Here is a 14,043-nt window from a genome sequence, read left to right on the forward strand (position 1 = left end):
GGGCCGACCGGGTGACCGGCCGGCCCGTCGTCACGTCGTCACGTCCCCACGTCAAGGGACGAGCCGCTCCGCCCGGTACCGGTCGAACAGCCGGGTGAAGGAGTCGAGCGTCCGGTGGTGCTCGGTGAACCCGGCGAGCCGGCTCTTCGACATGTCGGTCATCACCTCGATGTCGCGGCCGAGGTCGGCGTCCGTGTGCCACCACGACGCGAGGCGCTCCAGGTCGGGCTCGACGAGACCGTGCTCGGCGACGACCTCCGCCCAGACCGGTGCGGCGTCGGCCATCTGCTGCTCGAACGGCCGCGGCGCGGTGTCGAAACCCTCGGCCTCGACGCCCAGGTGCGCGGCGATCCGCGGCCACATCCAGCGCCAGCGGAACACGTCGCCGTTCGCGGTGTTGAACGCCTCGTCGGCACCGGCCGGGTCGGTCGCGGCCCACACCATCTGCGCGGCGAGCAGGTCGGCGTCGGTGACGTCGGTCAGCCCGTTCCACTGCGTCTCGCTGCCGGGGAACACCATCGGGCGCCCGGTGTGGCGGCTGATCGCGGCGGCGACGGCGATCGTCAGACCCATGTTCATCGCGTTGCCGACGGCGTACCCGAGGACGGTGTGCGAGCGGTGCACCGACCAGGTGAAGCCCTGACGTGCGGCGGCGGCGAACAGCTCGTCCTCCTGTGCGTAGTAGAAGTTGTCGACGTCCAGCCGGGGCTCGTCCTCGTGGAACGGGGTGTCCGGCATCGCGCCCTGGCCGTACGCCTCGAACGGACCGAGGTAGTGCTTCAGGCCGGTCATCAGCGCCACGTGCTGCACCGGCGCACCGGACAGTGCGGCGAGGAGGTCGCGCACCATGCCGCCGTTCACCGCGATGTTCTCGGCCTCAGTGGCCTGGCGGGACCACGCCGTGAAGAACACGTGTGTCGCCGGGACGTCGGCGAGCGCCGCCGCGAGGGACGCCGCCGACCGGAGGTCCGCCGACTGCCAGGTGACCCCGGGGCGCTCGGCTCCGGGTCGGCGCGAGAGCGCGGTGACGGTCCAGCCGTCGCTCACGAGGTGGTCGACGATCGCCGATCCGGCGATGCCGGTGGCGCCGACGACGAGGGCGTGCGGGGTCGCGGTCATGCGGGTCCTTCCGTGGGGGCGGTGGACCGGAGACAACACCTGTCGCCTGGGTGTATTCCGGTGCCCTCTTCCGCCGCCCGCTCGCGCGGTGGCCGGGAGGCCCGGATCACGTCGCGCAGGCAGGGTCCAGGTGCAGCCGGGTCGCCGCCCGGACGACGACGGCAGGGACGTGTGTCGCGATGACCACGGCCGCGCCTCCGGAGGCGAACTCATCGAGGAGGTCGAGGACCATCCGTGCGTTCTCCTCGTCGAGGGCACTCGTGGGCTCGTCGGCGAGGACGACGTCCGGCTGCTTCACGAGGAGCCGCGCGAGTGCGACGCGCTGCTGCTCACCGCCGCTGAGCTCGTGCGCACGGTCGGTCGCGCGACCCGCGAGCCCCACCCGCTCCAGCGCCTCGGCGGTCCGGACTCCGCGGTGCACGCCATCCCGCCAGCGCACGCGCCCGATCTCGATGTTCGCCTGCACGGACAGGTCGGGGACGAGCCCGAAGTCCTGGAAGAGGTACCCCAGGTGGTCCCGACGGAGCAACCGCGCACGGCGCCCACTCCGCCCGGCCGTGACGCCGTCGATGCTGACGGTCCCGACGTCGAGCACGTCGATCTGCCCGATGCAGTCCAAGAGCGTCGACTTGCCGGCGCCGCTCGGACCCGTCAGTGCCAGGACCTCGCCCCGCGCGACGTCGAACGAGAGGCCTTCCCACAGGGTCCGGCCTCCGCGCTGCTTGCGGGCCTCGCGGACGGCGATCATCACGATCCCGTCCCTCGGAGTCGGACGACCGACCGGGATGACCGCGTCGTCACCACGACGGAGACCACGCTCACGAGCAGGACGACGAGCGCAGCGCCCACTGCTGCCGGACCGGCAGCCTGCGCCGCGGGGTCGAGCACGGAGGCCGCGCCCGTGCCGTCCGGTCTGCGTTGCGACCAGGTGTCCAGGATGAGGACGGTGGCGATGGTCAGGAGGACTCCTTCGACCGTCAGGAGCAGCCGGTGTGTGTGGACGAACGACCTGCCGGCAGCGACGTCGGCGAAGACCGACCGTCCGTTGCGTCGCTGGTGCGCGACGACGGCGAGGCCGGCGAGCACGACCGCCACCACCGCACTGCTGACCACCGCGAGGACGCCGATGGCCACGCCGGTCGTCGCGCGGCGCTGGTGTTCCGCCGCCGCCTGCCCGACGGGCACGACGGCGCTGAACTCGTCCCGCAGGCCCGCCGCGTCGATCGCCCGGTCCGCCGCGCGCTCGGAGGTGAACACCACGTCCCCGGTCGATAACCAGGCACCGAGCTGGTCTGCCGTGAACACGCGGGAGGGAGCGGGGACGACGACGACCACGACATCCGTGAGCCAGGACGCCGTCGATGCGTCACACGGGTACGTGTAGATCCGACGGGGAGCGAGTTCGCCACCACCGACCTCCCGCTTCTCCGTGCCCGTCGCCCCGCGGAGTTCCCACTCCGTGAGGGCCCGGACGAGCGCAGCGCGGTCGATGTCGGAGCCGGAGGGCGTCCAGACCGTGATCCGGTCCCCGGTCCCGGTGATCCGATCCCCCGCGGCGGTCCGGAGGTCCTGCCGCCGCAGGTACCCGGGGTCGACGAACAGGGCCGGCACCGTGCCACGACCGACGCCGGTCGAGACCTCGGTGGCCGCGGAGAGCAGCGCCCGGTGCTGGTCGAGTGCCGCACCCGCGACGCCCCCGATCCGGTCCCAGTACGGCTGCGTGTCCGATCCCGGGCGCGGGTCCGGCGTCACCCAGAGCTGGACGGTGTCGCCGGCGGCCCGGAGGTCCTGCGCCGCCGACGCCGACCGGGCGACCGCCGCTGCGGACGTCAGGTCGAAGACCGCCGCCACCAGCACCACCACCGCCGGGAGCCGAGCAGCCTGTGCGCCCAGCACGAGAGCCGCGGAGGGTCGGTCACCGCGAACTGCCAGGGCGATCGGCCGTCGGGAGGCGATGACGGTGCCGAGTGCATGGCAGGCCACGACCGGGACGAGCAGCGGCGAACAGCACACGGCGGCTGCCACGGCGAAGGTCGTCCACGTCGCGAGTCCGTTGTGTGCCCAGAGCCCCAGCGCGACGACCGGCGCCAGGAGGGCCGTGACGACGAGCGTCGTCCGGACCTCCGCGACCTCGGTGAGCACGACCGCCCAGGTGCTGCGCCCGTGCAGTCGCCGGACGACCGTCCTGCGCGGGGCGCCGACGGTGCCGACCAGGCAGAGCACGACACAGCCGAGCACCAGGGCTCCGATGAGGCCACCGGTCCCCTCTGTTCCGGCGGTGACCCCGAGCCGGGTCGCGAGGGGGACGCGCTCGGACGTCGTCTCGAACCCCGCGGCGACGAGTGCGTCGGCCGTCGCACGTCCCGCCTGCTCGTCCCCGACGACTTCGTACGCCCCCGCCGGGTCGTACCGGTCGAGCGCGGACATGGGACGCACCGTCGTCGTGATCGAGGGGTCGAACTCGTCGTAGCCGTCCTGGAGCCACTCCGCTCCCCGTGTCCCCGGGGCACCGGTCACGAGCGCCGTCCGCCGACTCGTCGGTGCCGAGCGATCGGCGACCGTCCGGACGATCGTCGCGCGGTGCTCCTGAGCGACCCGCTCGAGCGATCCGGCGATCATCTCGTTCGACGTCGAGCCGGATCCCACGGCCGCCGTCACGACGGTCGAGACTCCGACCACGCCGGTCTGGCTCAGCTGCACGCACCCGAGGAAGGCGAGCACGACGGCCAGGACCGGTGGGACCACGTACGCCATCCGCACGCTCCGCATCACCGAGGACTCCTTCCCGAAGGGCCAGGGCAGACGCCCACTGCCGTGTCCGACGCTCAGCAGTTGTGGTAGTACGCCTTGTTGCCGCTGCGGGCCTTCGGCGTCGTCGCCAGCGCGTACCGGCCGCCGGGGACACCGGTGACGCGCTTGGTCTTCAGCCCGACGGCCGTCGCCCCGTGACAGCGGCGCTCGCGGATGTAGTTCGACCAGGTGTCGTCCCGGCCGACACCCCACTGCCAGAAACTGCCACCACCGCCGTCGCGCCGGGTCGCCGATCCCCTGACCTCGCCGGTGGGACCGGTGTCGTCCGTGATGACGACCCCGCCGGATCCCGGTGCGGACCCGAGGACGTCGACTGCCGACGCTCCCGCGGTCGGTACCACGACCAGCCCGGTCGCCAGCAGCAGACCGGTCACCACTGCGCTCTTCCTGTTCCCCACGTGTGTCTCCTCTCATGCCCCGCTCGGGGCTCAGCGGGGAGCGTGACAGTCGTGGACGGCGGCAGCCGAGAATGTTGCATACCGCCCAGCCGACGCCGTGGTCTCAGCCCGAGCTCGACGTCCAGTTCACGTCACGCAGGCGGCGCAGGTGCAGCGGAGGCATGGCATGGCATGGCATGGGCGGAGTCGGCGAGTACAGGTATGGTCGTCAGTGCAGACCCCCTCCGCACATGCGGGCCCAGGGGGTCTCGCTGCGTTCGGGTCAGATCGTCAGGGGACACCGCAACGGAGCACGCTCGGCGAGGGACTTGTCGTACCGATGCCACGCGAACTCGTTGCCCGGCTCCGTGCATCATCTGGGCGGCGCGGTCGACGACGACGATCCTGACGTGCTCAGGCGGCAGCCCAGCGCCCATCGTATGGGGCGCCGGTCACCCACGGCCGGTCTTCGGAGGCCATGTCTCTTCAGCGGTCAGCAGTCGACGGGTGCGCGCGCCGAACCTCGGCCGCCATCTCGTCGAACGTGAGCTCACCACGGATCCATCGGTCCTGAGCGGCGTGCGTGACGTCGGACGCGCGGCCGCCCTCGAGGGCGGCCGACGTACGGGTCTCGTCGACGATCTACTGACGGAACACGCTCCGCCCCAGTGAGCTGCGTGGTCTTGGTCGTGGTGGCCATCGGGTCCTCCCCAGTCGTTCCCTGGTTCTACCCGGGCCACTGCAAGAACGGTAGGTCAGGGGTTCTGACTGGAACTGTTCTGACGGTGAGTTTCGAAGGAACCGCGTCCCCGGATTCGCCAGGGCCGTCGACGACGTAGGCGATCCTGTCAGAAACGATCGTCAGTGAGGGCGGCAGCGGTCGATGGTTCAGAACAACAGGACAACTCGACGATCGACTCGAAAGGTCACGAAACCCCCCGTTCGGGGGTCCGGGCCCGGCGCATGCTCTTCGTACGGTGGGGATCCCCACCAACCGTGAGCAGCAGCCCGCGGCTGGCCCCTTCTCGGACGCGAGGTGGAGGAACCGAAGCCGATCGCCGTAGACCCTGCACCGAGGAAAACGCTCGGTCCAGCCAGAGAACCCCGCCCTAGGAGCAACCATGCCCGACCTGTTCCCGCTCGATCCCGCCGCCGCCCTCGCCAGCTACCTGTACTACGTCCTCGCCTGCGTGAGCGCATTCGTCATGTTCGGCGCCGCGTCCCTGTTCCTCAAGGGTGCACGGGCGGCGCGGGCGCACGACCTGGCCCGGCGCGCGCTGTCCGCAGCCTGGCCCTTCTCCTGGCCGCGACGCTCGCAGAACGAGGGCACATACCGGAACTCCATGACGGACCCGTGACCGGGCTACGGTCCGAGTGACGGACATGTGGCCACTTCGGCCGTGAGGAGACACGCTCATGATTTTCACGAGACCCTGGACCAGCCCCACTCGTCAACGCGAGGTTGCGGCAATCTGTGAGGACTTGGTCCCGGTGTTCCGGAAGAGGGGCGCGGATGAGACCGCGTCCTACCTCAGGGAACGCGCGGCCTTGTTGGGAAACGAGCCGACTGATGATGCTGCCCGCCGAGCCTTCGTGCAGTTGTTCGAACTCGCTTCGGCAGGTAGGGGTGGCCCCTCCGATGAGCCGGTGATGAACGACGACCGGTCGATCGACTGGGAAGCCTCTGCGGCGATGGTCCGGGCGATGGACGCTCTCGGAGAAGCAACTGCATCCACGTATCGACGATCGCGGTCCTTGAGGTGGGTGGATCAGAAGGGCAGCGGCTCTCCCCCCAGACGGCGATGCCAGCGTTGTTGACCAGCACGTCGAGTCCGCCGACCGCGTCGACGTGGGCGAAGGCCGCGGCGACCAAGTCGTCGTCGCGGACGTCGAGCTGGACCGAGCGGGCGCCGATCCAGACGGTGTGGCCCGCCTCGACGAGCTGACGGGCGGTTTCCTTAACGAGGCCGCGGGTGGCCCCGGTGATGAGTGTCGTTGTCATGGGTCCAGCGTCGTGCTCGGCGACGACCGCAGGGAGTCGACCCGTTGTCGTAGGACCGGCAGGGCCAGGGTCAGGCAGACCAGCGAGCGCCGAGCGCCTCGTGCACCGCTCTGACCGTCGGCACGTAGTGGCGGCGGTTCGACATCCGGACGTCCCGCAGTCCGGGCAGTTCGAGCAGCACGCGCAGGTCGCCGTCGACGATCCGAGTCGACTCGTACAGGTGCAGCGTCTCGAGAGCGGTCAATCCCCGGAGTGGGTCGAGGGTCGGGAAGTCGCCGCAGTTCGAGGCATTGAGATGACGGAGCCGTGTCAGACCGGCCACGGGGTCCAGGTCCGGGATCTTCCGGTTGCTCTCGAGGTTCAACTCCCGCAGGTTTGCCGCGAGCCCGCGGACTCCGCTGACGTCGCTGAGTCGTCGGGCGATGACCACGGTCAGGTCGTCCAACCCGATCAGTGCCTCCACCCCGTGCAATGACCGGAGGCTCGGCCAGTCGTCGAGACGAAGCTTGCGGAGCGAGGTCATCGCGGAGAGCGGCTGCAGGTCGTCCGCTGAGTAGTGCCCCGCGTACAGGTCGTCGAGCGGCGCCGCGTTCGTGACCCCGCCGTCGAGGTACTTCCAGAAGGCGACGGCCAACCGGCGCAGCCGCGGGAACGCCGCGAGGTCGATCCGTACCTTCAACCCGGCGTGCAGGTGGAGGAACTCCAGATCGTGCAGCGTCCCGAGCGCCGAGACGTCGTCCACGTGCCGAGCGATCATGAAGAAGCGCCGGAGCGGGAGGTCCCGGACGAACTCGATGTGCGTGTCGGGGAACCCCGCGCCGATGCTGAGGCCTTGCACCTTGCCGGACGTCACGAGCTTGCCGATCTTCGGGTCCCACGGACCCCGAAGCACGGCGTCTTCGCCGGGCCCGAACGGGCTCGGACGGATCGTGTACGACTTCACGGTGCTGACCTCGGGTGTTCGGGCGGCGGGAGACGCTGCTGATCCTCCCATCGGTGGACCAGCAGGGCCAGGTCGTCGTCATCCCTGCGCGGCCGCCCACTCGTCCGTCCGCTTGGTCCTGGTCGCCTCGTCCGTGCCCGGACGCCCGTACAGGTCGAGGATCCCGTACACGGCGGTCAGGAAGCCGACGGAGGCCATCAACGGCAGGACGGCGAACTCCCAGACGGCGTCCCAACCGGAGGCAGCGTCGACTTGGTACTGCTGGACCACGGTGACCGCGAACAGGGCCGCGACGATGATGTCGTACACCGACATGTCGCGGGGCGCCGACGGAACGGGCGCCGGCGCCGATCGGGTACCGTCAGCATGCGGACCCGCCCCACACACGTGGACAAGCGGGTCTTGCCGTTCCACCAGCGCAGGTCAGACCGCCTCGGTTCAGACGACGAGGGGCCGCGCGACCGCCACCTCGTCGTTGTCGACGAGCCAGCGCACCGCGTCGAGCACCGTCTCCTCCGCGGTGTACCGCGGGGCGTAGCCGAGCAGCCGCCGTGCCTTGTCGATGCTGAACACGTGGCTCCGGGACAGGTGCTCCCAGCTCGCGTCGGCGTGCTCGGCCGGCACCACCTTCCGGAACCGGTCCCAGGTGACGGACTCGAGCCGGGCCTCCTGGCCGAACCAGGACGCCGCGAGCGCCGCGTACCCGCGTGCCGTGAGCGCGGTCGGGGCGACGACGGTGAAGTCCTCGCCGGCGGCGGCGTCCCGGTGCTCGACGGCCAGTTCGAAGGCCTGGGCGACGTCGTCGGCGTGCACGTGGTGCATCGACTCGGCTCCGAGTCCGGGGACGAGCAGGGGTTCGCCGGCGGACAGTTTCTGCCAGACCGTGGGGTCGAGGTTGCCGACGGGGCCGATCGGTGCCCAGCCCGGGCCGCTGATGTGGCCGGGGTGCAGCGAGGTCGTCACGACACCCCCATCGGCGGTCTCCTCCTTGAGCAGTCGGGCGATGGCGTCCTTCCCGATGCCGTACTCGCCGACGGGCGGGGTCGCGTTGTCCTCGGTGACCGGCAGCACGGCACTCGGTCCGGCGCGCCAGATCGACCCGCAGTGGACCAGGTGCGCGTCGGTCCCGCGGAGTGCCGCGACCAGTGCCGCGGCGGACTCGACCGTGAAGCAGACGAGGTCGATGACGACGTCCGGCCGGAGCGCCACGACCCGGTTGCCGAACGTGCCGTCGCGGTCCTCCTGCTCGCGGTCGGCGGTGACCTGCTCGACGTGCTGCCACTCCGGTGCGTCGACATAGGCCGACCGGCTGCCGCGACTGATGGTCACGACGTCGTGTCCGGCACGCACCAGGCGCGGGACGAGGAAGGAGCCGATGTGGCCGGTCGCGCCGATGACGACGATGCGCTTGCTGTCCATGCCGTCACCGTACGCGCGGGCCCTCGGCGAGCAGGGGCTACCGTCGTGGGCATGCAGCGACGCACCCTCGGCCGTACCGGCCGCGACGTATCCGTGATCGGCCTCGGCACCTGGCAGTTCGGCGGTGACTGGGGTCCGGTGGCCGCGGAGGACGCCTTCGCCGTGATGGACGCCTCCGCCGAGGCCGGCATCACCCTGTTCGACACCGCCGACGTGTACGGCGACGGCCGCAGCGAGCAGCTCATCGGCCGGTGGATCGCCGCGCATGCCGACGCCGGTGTCACGGTCGCCACGAAGATGGGCCGCCGGGTGGACCAGGTCCCGTCGAACTACGTGGCCCAGAACTTCCGGCAGTGGGTGGACCGGTCGCGGGAGAACCTGGGCCAGGACACCCTCGACCTCGTCCAGCTGCACTGCCCGCCGACCGCGGTCTTCGAGGACGACGCGGTCTACGACGCCCTCGACGCGCTGGTCGCCGACGGGTCGATCGCCGCGTACGGCGTCTCCGTCGAGACCGCCGACCAGGCCCTCACCGCGATCGCCCGACCCGGGGTCGCGAGCGTGCAGATCATCCTCAACGCGTTCCGCCTCAAGCCGCTCGACCGCGTGCTCCCCGCCGCCCGGGAGGCCGGGGTCGCGATCCTGGCCCGCGTCCCGCTGGCCTCGGGGCTGCTGTCCGGCAAGTACACGACGGACACCACCTTCGCCCCGGAGGACCACCGCACGTACAACCGCAACGGCGAGGCGTTCGACCAGGGTGAGACGTTCAGCGGCGTCCCGTTCGAGGACGGCGTCCGCGCGGCACAGGAGTTCGCGGCGGCCCTGCCCGAGGGCGTCAGCGTCCCGCAGGCGGCCCTCGCCTGGGTCGTCGCGCAGGACGGCGTCACGGCGGCGATCCCCGGTGCCCGCAACGCCGAGCAGGCCCGGTCGAACGCCGAGGCCGGCTCGCTCGAGCTGCCCGCCGACCTCGGGGCGACGGTCCGCGACCTCTACGACCGCTGGTTCCGCGCCACCGTGCACGAACGCTGGTAGCCGCCGACACGACGACGGACGGGAGGCCCGGCTCACCAGGTGAGTCGGGCCTCCCGTCCGTCAGGTCGTGCGACCGGCAGACCGCGGCTCAGGCGCCGCGGACCACCGCACGCGAACCGGCGATGACGGCCGCGTCCTCGGCGACGGCGACCACCGGGTCCGGCAGGACCGTGCCGACGGCCTTGCGGGCCGCCCAGGCGACGTAGGAACCGACGAGCGCCCCGATCGCGCCGACGATGGCGCCCTCGATCCGCAGGTCCGACTTCCCGGACTTCGTGGTGGTCCCGAACGCCGCGCCGACGAAGGCGCCGGCGCCGATGCGACCGAGCAGTGCGGGGAGGGCGATGCGGTTCGGGGTCTTCGGCATCTTGTCGCCGATGATCTCGCCGGCGGCGCCCGCGACGAGCCCGGCGCGGCCGAGCGACGAGTCGAAGGTCTTCCACTTCTGCCAGTCGCCGGACAGGCGCTTGTCGCCCTGGTGCAGGCCGAGGACGGCGAGCGGGGTGGCCGAGCGGCCTCCGCTGAGGACCCCGAGCAGCAGGGCGCGCGTGAGGGTGCTGGTGGTCCGGCTCTTCTTGGACATGCGGGTGGTCTCCTTCGTTTCCCTGCCGGCGTCGTCGCGGTCCGGACGCCGCCGTGGTGCGGACGTCGGCACGGTGCGGACGTCGGCACGTGCCCGACGCTACTCAGCGCGGCTGGTGGCGGTCAGTGGTGGGCGGGCACGGCGACGGCCACGGCACCGCGAGCGTCGTCCGGGACCACCGCGGCGGCGTCGTCCATCGCGGCCGTCATCTCGGCGAAGAAGGCGCTCATCTCGGCGATCGTCGTCGGGGAGAGCCGGTCGGCGGCGGCGATCATCCGCGCATGCACCGCGGTGAGGTTCGACCGCACCGTCTCGTCGCCCGAGTCGGTCGCGACGAGCAGGAACCCGCGGCCGTCGTCGGGGTCGGTCTGCCGGTCGACGTGTCCGGCGGCGACGAGTCGCTTCACGAGGGCCGTGGTGGACGCGGTCGTGATGCCGAGGTGTGCGGCCAGTCCGGTCGGCTTCACCGCGGTGCCGCGCTGTCGGGCCTGCAGGAGGAACCGGACGGCGGCCATGTCGGTGGCGCCCATGTGCATGGTGTCGCGCGTGCGCTGGCGCATGGCGACCTCGGCGGAGCGGTAGCGGCGCATGGCGTTGAGCAGCTCCACGCCGCTCTTCGCCGCACGGTCGGGGTACCAGTACCCGGACTCGTCGTAGGTCCTCGCGTCGACCATGGCGTCACCTCGTCCTCGGTTGCGGGCGCAGCCGATCCCAAGCAGTACCAGGACCGGGCGGGCCGGACTCAGCCGGGTCGCAGCGGTGTCCCCCGGTACGGCCGGGCGGGGACGGCTGACGCATCGAGACACCCCCGTCAGCGAGCGACACCTCCATCGCCTCGAGACGCCGCCGGAAGTGACGGCGTCCCGGCCAGGCCGAGGCGTCTCGCAGGCACACCGGCGTCTCGCAGGCACACCGGCACCCGCAGGCACGCCGGCGTTCCGCAGGGTCGGGAATGTCCGCGGCGGCCCGCGTGTAGAGATGAACACCCCCGAACGAGAAGGAGTCCGCCGTGATCGACGACGACCGCACCCCTGGCCAGCGCGACGACCTCGCCCGCCACCCGCACCTCCACCTGCAGGACGACGACCACGCGGGCTTCGGCCGCTGGCTCGGCCTCATCAACGCCGGGGACTGACCCCGGGCCGGCACGCCGATGCCGGTACCGCAGTACCGGCGGACCCCTTCCAGGAGGCCCGTCACCCGTCCGTCGGACCGGTGACGGGCCTCCTGTGCGTTGCCCCCGGCGGGCAGCGGGAGGTCGGCCGCCACGGGTACGGTCGGAGCGTGCACGGGGTCGGAGTGGTCGACGAAGCCGGGCGGCTCCGGCTGCTCGGCACCGCGGTGGCGGGTGCTGCGTTCGCGCTCGTCCTCACCATGCTCGTCCTGTCGTCGTTCCGGACCGCGACCCCGCAGGTGCTCGTGTCCGTCGGCCTCCCCGCCGGAGTGGTCGGGGCCGCGGTGGCCGGCTGGCTGCGGCTCCGGTCCTGGCGTGCCGAGGGCGGGTACGAGCGCGTGGTGATGGTCGAGCGGTGGGTGACCGACCGGCACGTCCCCGCCGAGGTGCCCGCAGACGTCTGGGTCCCGCGGCTGCAGGCCCAGGCGGACCAGCAGGTCGGCGGCTGGGGCAAGATCGTGCTCTGCGTCTTCTGGAGCGCGATGACCTGGTCCATGCGTGACCAGCACGGCACGGTGATCACCCTGCTGCTCCTCGGCCTCTGGGCCGGACTGGCGCTGTGGAGCGCGCTGTGGGTGATCCCGCGGGCCCGGGTCGCGCGGGACATGCTGCGGCAGGGCGTCGTCGCGCGGGACTGACGTGGGTACCGCGGTCCCGTGCAGCGACCCTGCGCAGATCAGCCGAGTGCTGCCGTCGCGCTCCGGAGCTCCTGCAGGACGTCGAGTGCGTGGCGTGCGAGACCGTCGTCGTCGCTCCGTTCACCCTCGGACCACCGTGCGTAGCCCTGCTTGAACGCGAGGACGCCCATCTCGCTGGCCAGGTGCGCGGTCGTCTCGGGCACCCCGCGCTCGAGCAGCGCCGTCGTCATCGCGGCGGCCATGCCGACGCTCTTCAGCGCGTCCCGCTCCTGGAGCTCGGTACTCGCGGCCACGGCGGCCTTGAGTCGGGGGCCGAGCTCCCGGTTCCGCGGCCCCATCTCGCCGGAGGCCCGCTCGAGTCCGGCAGCGACGGCCTCGAGCGGGCTCGCCTCGGTCGGGGCACCGGCGATGCCCTCGGCGAGCAGACGACTCAGGGTCTCCTGTCCGGCGACGAGCAGTTCGCGCTTGTCCGGGAAGTGCCGGAAGAAGGTGCTCTTGGTGACGCCGGCGCGCTCGGCGATCTCGGTGACGGTCGTCGCGTCGTAGCCCTGCTCCGTGAACAGGTCCACAGCGGCGATGACGAGCCGCTCCCGTGCTCCCGGTTCCCATCGCGCCATGCCCACCATCCTACTGATGGCACTCTTGTCCCGTCAACGCACTCCGACGGGACAAGAGTGCCGTCAGCGTCCTATGGTGACGGTACCAACGTCCCATCACTCGAGGAGTCCCCATGCACGTCTTCGTCACGGGCGGAACCGGCACGATCGGCACCGCCGTCGTCGCCGAGTTGCTCGCCACCGGTCACACCGTCCTCGGCCTCGCCCGGTCGGACGCGTCCGCCGCCACCCTCGAGGCCGCCGGCGCCGAGGTCCTGCGCGGCTCGCTCACCGACCTCGACGTCCTGGGCGAGGGAGCCACCCGCGCCGACGGCGTCATCAGCCTGGCGTTCAGCCGCGACTACGGTAGCGCCGAGGCACTCGAGCAGGGCCTCAGCGAGGAGCGCGACGCCATGGCCACGCTCGGTGCAGCACTCATCGAGAGCGGCAAGCCGATCGTCACCGTGTCCGGCACGCCCTGGGTGGCCGGACGCGCTGCGACCGAGGACGACCCGCTGCCCGTCGAGGGTCCGGTCGCGAGCCGCGCGGTCGCCGTCACCGACCTGCTCGCACTGTCGTCGCAGGGCGTCCGCGCCTCGGCCGTCCGGATGCCCCGGACCGTTCACGAGGACGGGCAGGGCGGGTTCGCCGGCCTGCTCACCGAGGCCGCGCGTCGGACCGGGATCGCGGGGTACCCGGGCGACGGTCAGCAGCGCTGGCCCGCCGTGCACGCGCGGGACGCCGCCTCGCTGTTCCGCATCGCCCTCGAGTCCGCGCCGGCCGGCACCGCGTGGCACGCCGTCGGTGACGAGGGCGACCGCGTCGTCGACATCGCCACCGTGGTCGGCCGCCGCCTCGGACTCCCCGTGCGGCCCGTGCCGGACGAGACGTTCGGTCCCTTCGGGCCGATCTTCGCCATGGACCAGCCGGCGTCGAGCGCGCACACCCGGCAGGCGCTCGGCTGGGAGCCGACGCACCCGGGCCTCCTCGAGGACCTGGAGGCGCTGCAGCCCTGACCGGGCAGGCGACGGACGGGAGGCCCGGTGCCAGCTGGCACCGCGCCTCCCGCGGTCAGCGCCTGGGCTTCCGGGAGCGGTGACGCGCAACGGTCCCGACGTACATCCCGCTCAGTCCTGTGGCGAGGCTCGAGATCAGCACGCCGATCCACTGTGCGGGAGTCCCCACCGTCGCCGCGAAGCACGCCGAACCGGCGACGATCGCTCCGATCGAGACGACGATCGCGAACGTGCGGGTCGTGGATGACGACATCTTCTCCCCCCTCTGGTCTGTAAGCCGCCCGACGGACGACTCGAGAGGCAACAGTAGTACGGGGACACCAGATTCCACCC

General features: G+C 71.8%; 18 protein-coding genes. 5 read left to right on the top strand and 13 right to left on the bottom strand.

What is annotated here, in order from left to right; translation table 11 throughout:
• Nucleotides 1-51 precede the first annotated feature (51 nt).
• From DEJ16_RS05630 to DEJ16_RS16095, 5 genes are all read right to left on the bottom strand, one after another.
• A complete protein-coding gene (locus DEJ16_RS05630; RefSeq protein ID WP_110824382.1) occupies nt 52-1,119 on the bottom strand; it encodes an SDR family oxidoreductase in 1,068 nt (355 codons plus the stop codon).
• Between the two features lie 106 nt (nt 1,120-1,225).
• Entirely contained in the window at nt 1,226-1,867 is a 642-nt protein-coding gene (locus DEJ16_RS05635) for an ATP-binding cassette domain-containing protein (protein WP_110824383.1), read from the bottom strand.
• Complete coding sequence (locus tag DEJ16_RS05640; protein ID WP_110899782.1) at nt 1,867-3,888, bottom strand: hypothetical protein; 2,022 nt, start codon at nt 3,886-3,888, stop codon at nt 1,867-1,869. The genes DEJ16_RS05635 and DEJ16_RS05640 overlap by 1 nt, the downstream gene beginning before the upstream one ends.
• A 56-nt stretch (nt 3,889-3,944) precedes the next feature.
• Entirely contained in the window at nt 3,945-4,328 is a 384-nt protein-coding gene (locus tag DEJ16_RS05645; RefSeq protein ID WP_110824385.1) for a lactococcin 972 family bacteriocin, read from the bottom strand.
• A gap of 465 nt (nt 4,329-4,793) precedes the next feature.
• Entirely contained in the window at nt 4,794-4,949 is a 156-nt protein-coding gene (locus DEJ16_RS16095) for an antitoxin VbhA family protein (RefSeq protein WP_181419516.1), read from the bottom strand.
• A gap of 479 nt (nt 4,950-5,428) precedes the next feature.
• On the opposite strand from DEJ16_RS16095, the gene DEJ16_RS05650 reads away from it, so the two are divergent.
• A complete protein-coding gene (locus DEJ16_RS05650) occupies nt 5,429-5,665 on the top strand; it encodes a hypothetical protein (RefSeq protein WP_110824386.1) in 237 nt (78 codons plus the stop codon).
• Between the two features lie 173 nt (nt 5,666-5,838).
• On the opposite strand, the gene DEJ16_RS16100 is transcribed toward DEJ16_RS05650, so the two are convergent.
• From DEJ16_RS16100 to DEJ16_RS05670, 4 genes are all read right to left on the bottom strand, one after another.
• Nucleotides 5,839-6,309, bottom strand: coding sequence for a hypothetical protein (locus tag DEJ16_RS16100; protein ID WP_375232101.1), 471 nt, complete (start codon nt 6,307-6,309; stop codon nt 5,839-5,841).
• A gap of 70 nt (nt 6,310-6,379) precedes the next feature.
• Nucleotides 6,380-7,252: a leucine-rich repeat domain-containing protein gene (locus DEJ16_RS05660; protein ID WP_110824387.1), complete on the bottom strand. Its 873-nt coding sequence runs from the start codon at nt 7,250-7,252 to the stop codon at nt 6,380-6,382.
• Between the two features lie 78 nt (nt 7,253-7,330).
• Nucleotides 7,331-7,567 (bottom strand): hypothetical protein, encoded by a 237-nt coding sequence (locus DEJ16_RS05665; protein WP_110824388.1) that lies wholly within the window; start codon nt 7,565-7,567, stop codon nt 7,331-7,333.
• A 123-nt stretch (nt 7,568-7,690) separates the two neighbouring features.
• Nucleotides 7,691-8,671 carry an NAD(P)-dependent oxidoreductase gene (locus DEJ16_RS05670; RefSeq protein WP_110824389.1) on the bottom strand — a complete coding sequence of 327 codons (981 nt, stop codon included), beginning with the start codon at nt 8,669-8,671 and terminating at the stop codon, nt 7,691-7,693.
• Nucleotides 8,672-8,722: 51 nt separating this feature from the next.
• On the opposite strand from DEJ16_RS05670, the gene DEJ16_RS05675 reads away from it, so the two are divergent.
• Entirely contained in the window at nt 8,723-9,703 is a 981-nt protein-coding gene (locus tag DEJ16_RS05675; protein ID WP_110824390.1) for an aldo/keto reductase, read from the top strand.
• Between the two features lie 88 nt (nt 9,704-9,791).
• Here the strand turns inward: DEJ16_RS05675 and DEJ16_RS05680 are convergent, their stop codons facing one another.
• Both DEJ16_RS05680 and DEJ16_RS05685 read right to left on the bottom strand, forming a co-directional pair.
• Nucleotides 9,792-10,286, bottom strand: coding sequence for a DUF4126 family protein (locus DEJ16_RS05680; RefSeq protein WP_110824391.1), 495 nt, complete (start codon nt 10,284-10,286; stop codon nt 9,792-9,794).
• Between the two features lie 122 nt (nt 10,287-10,408).
• Entirely contained in the window at nt 10,409-10,960 is a 552-nt protein-coding gene (locus DEJ16_RS05685; protein WP_110824392.1) for a MarR family winged helix-turn-helix transcriptional regulator, read from the bottom strand.
• Between the two features lie 335 nt (nt 10,961-11,295).
• On the opposite strand from DEJ16_RS05685, the gene DEJ16_RS15935 reads away from it, so the two are divergent.
• A complete protein-coding gene (locus tag DEJ16_RS15935) occupies nt 11,296-11,421 on the top strand; it encodes a hypothetical protein (protein ID WP_258365834.1) in 126 nt (41 codons plus the stop codon).
• Nucleotides 11,422-11,570: 149 nt separating this feature from the next.
• Nucleotides 11,571-12,098: a hypothetical protein gene (locus DEJ16_RS05690; RefSeq protein ID WP_146232823.1), complete on the top strand. Its 528-nt coding sequence runs from the start codon at nt 11,571-11,573 to the stop codon at nt 12,096-12,098.
• Between the two features lie 38 nt (nt 12,099-12,136).
• On the opposite strand, the gene DEJ16_RS05695 is transcribed toward DEJ16_RS05690, so the two are convergent.
• The gene (locus DEJ16_RS05695; protein ID WP_110824394.1) at nt 12,137-12,715 is read right to left on the bottom strand and encodes a TetR/AcrR family transcriptional regulator; all 579 of its coding nucleotides are present in this window, start codon (nt 12,713-12,715) and stop codon (nt 12,137-12,139) included.
• Between the two features lie 113 nt (nt 12,716-12,828).
• On the opposite strand from DEJ16_RS05695, the gene DEJ16_RS05700 reads away from it, so the two are divergent.
• Entirely contained in the window at nt 12,829-13,710 is an 882-nt protein-coding gene (locus tag DEJ16_RS05700; RefSeq protein WP_110824395.1) for an SDR family oxidoreductase, read from the top strand.
• Nucleotides 13,711-13,765: 55 nt separating this feature from the next.
• On the opposite strand, the gene DEJ16_RS05705 is transcribed toward DEJ16_RS05700, so the two are convergent.
• Entirely contained in the window at nt 13,766-13,963 is a 198-nt protein-coding gene (locus DEJ16_RS05705) for a hypothetical protein (protein WP_110824396.1), read from the bottom strand.
• Between the last annotated feature and the right edge of the window lie 80 nt (nt 13,964-14,043).

The sequence above is a fragment of the Curtobacterium sp. MCJR17_055 genome, assembly GCF_003224335.1.
Taxonomy (GTDB): domain Bacteria; phylum Actinomycetota; class Actinomycetes; order Actinomycetales; family Microbacteriaceae; genus Curtobacterium.

What these genes read in the sequence shown, in the direction of transcription:
- DEJ16_RS05665 (WP_110824388.1), bottom strand. Translation starts at nt 7,567, where the DNA reads ATGTCGGTGTACGACATCATCGTCGCGGCCCTGTTCGCGGTCACCGTG.
- DEJ16_RS05670 (WP_110824389.1), bottom strand. Translation starts at nt 8,671, where the DNA reads ATGGACAGCAAGCGCATCGTCGTCATCGGCGCGACCGGCCACATCGGC.
- DEJ16_RS05700 (WP_110824395.1), top strand. Translation starts at nt 12,829, where the DNA reads ATGCACGTCTTCGTCACGGGCGGAACCGGCACGATCGGCACCGCCGTC.
- DEJ16_RS05640 (WP_110899782.1), bottom strand. Translation starts at nt 3,888, where the DNA reads ATGCGGAGCGTGCGGATGGCGTACGTGGTCCCACCGGTCCTGGCCGTC.
- DEJ16_RS05680 (WP_110824391.1), bottom strand. Translation starts at nt 10,286, where the DNA reads ATGTCCAAGAAGAGCCGGACCACCAGCACCCTCACGCGCGCCCTGCTG.
- DEJ16_RS05705 (WP_110824396.1), bottom strand. Translation starts at nt 13,963, where the DNA reads ATGTCGTCATCCACGACCCGCACGTTCGCGATCGTCGTCTCGATCGGA.
- DEJ16_RS05685 (WP_110824392.1), bottom strand. Translation starts at nt 10,960, where the DNA reads ATGGTCGACGCGAGGACCTACGACGAGTCCGGGTACTGGTACCCCGAC.
- DEJ16_RS05650 (WP_110824386.1), top strand. Translation starts at nt 5,429, where the DNA reads ATGCCCGACCTGTTCCCGCTCGATCCCGCCGCCGCCCTCGCCAGCTAC.
- DEJ16_RS05695 (WP_110824394.1), bottom strand. Translation starts at nt 12,715, where the DNA reads ATGGCGCGATGGGAACCGGGAGCACGGGAGCGGCTCGTCATCGCCGCT.
- DEJ16_RS05635 (WP_110824383.1), bottom strand. Translation starts at nt 1,867, where the DNA reads ATGATCGCCGTCCGCGAGGCCCGCAAGCAGCGCGGAGGCCGGACCCTG.
- DEJ16_RS05675 (WP_110824390.1), top strand. Translation starts at nt 8,723, where the DNA reads ATGCAGCGACGCACCCTCGGCCGTACCGGCCGCGACGTATCCGTGATC.
- DEJ16_RS16100 (WP_375232101.1), bottom strand. Translation starts at nt 6,309, where the DNA reads ATGACAACGACACTCATCACCGGGGCCACCCGCGGCCTCGTTAAGGAA.
- DEJ16_RS05630 (WP_110824382.1), bottom strand. Translation starts at nt 1,119, where the DNA reads ATGACCGCGACCCCGCACGCCCTCGTCGTCGGCGCCACCGGCATCGCC.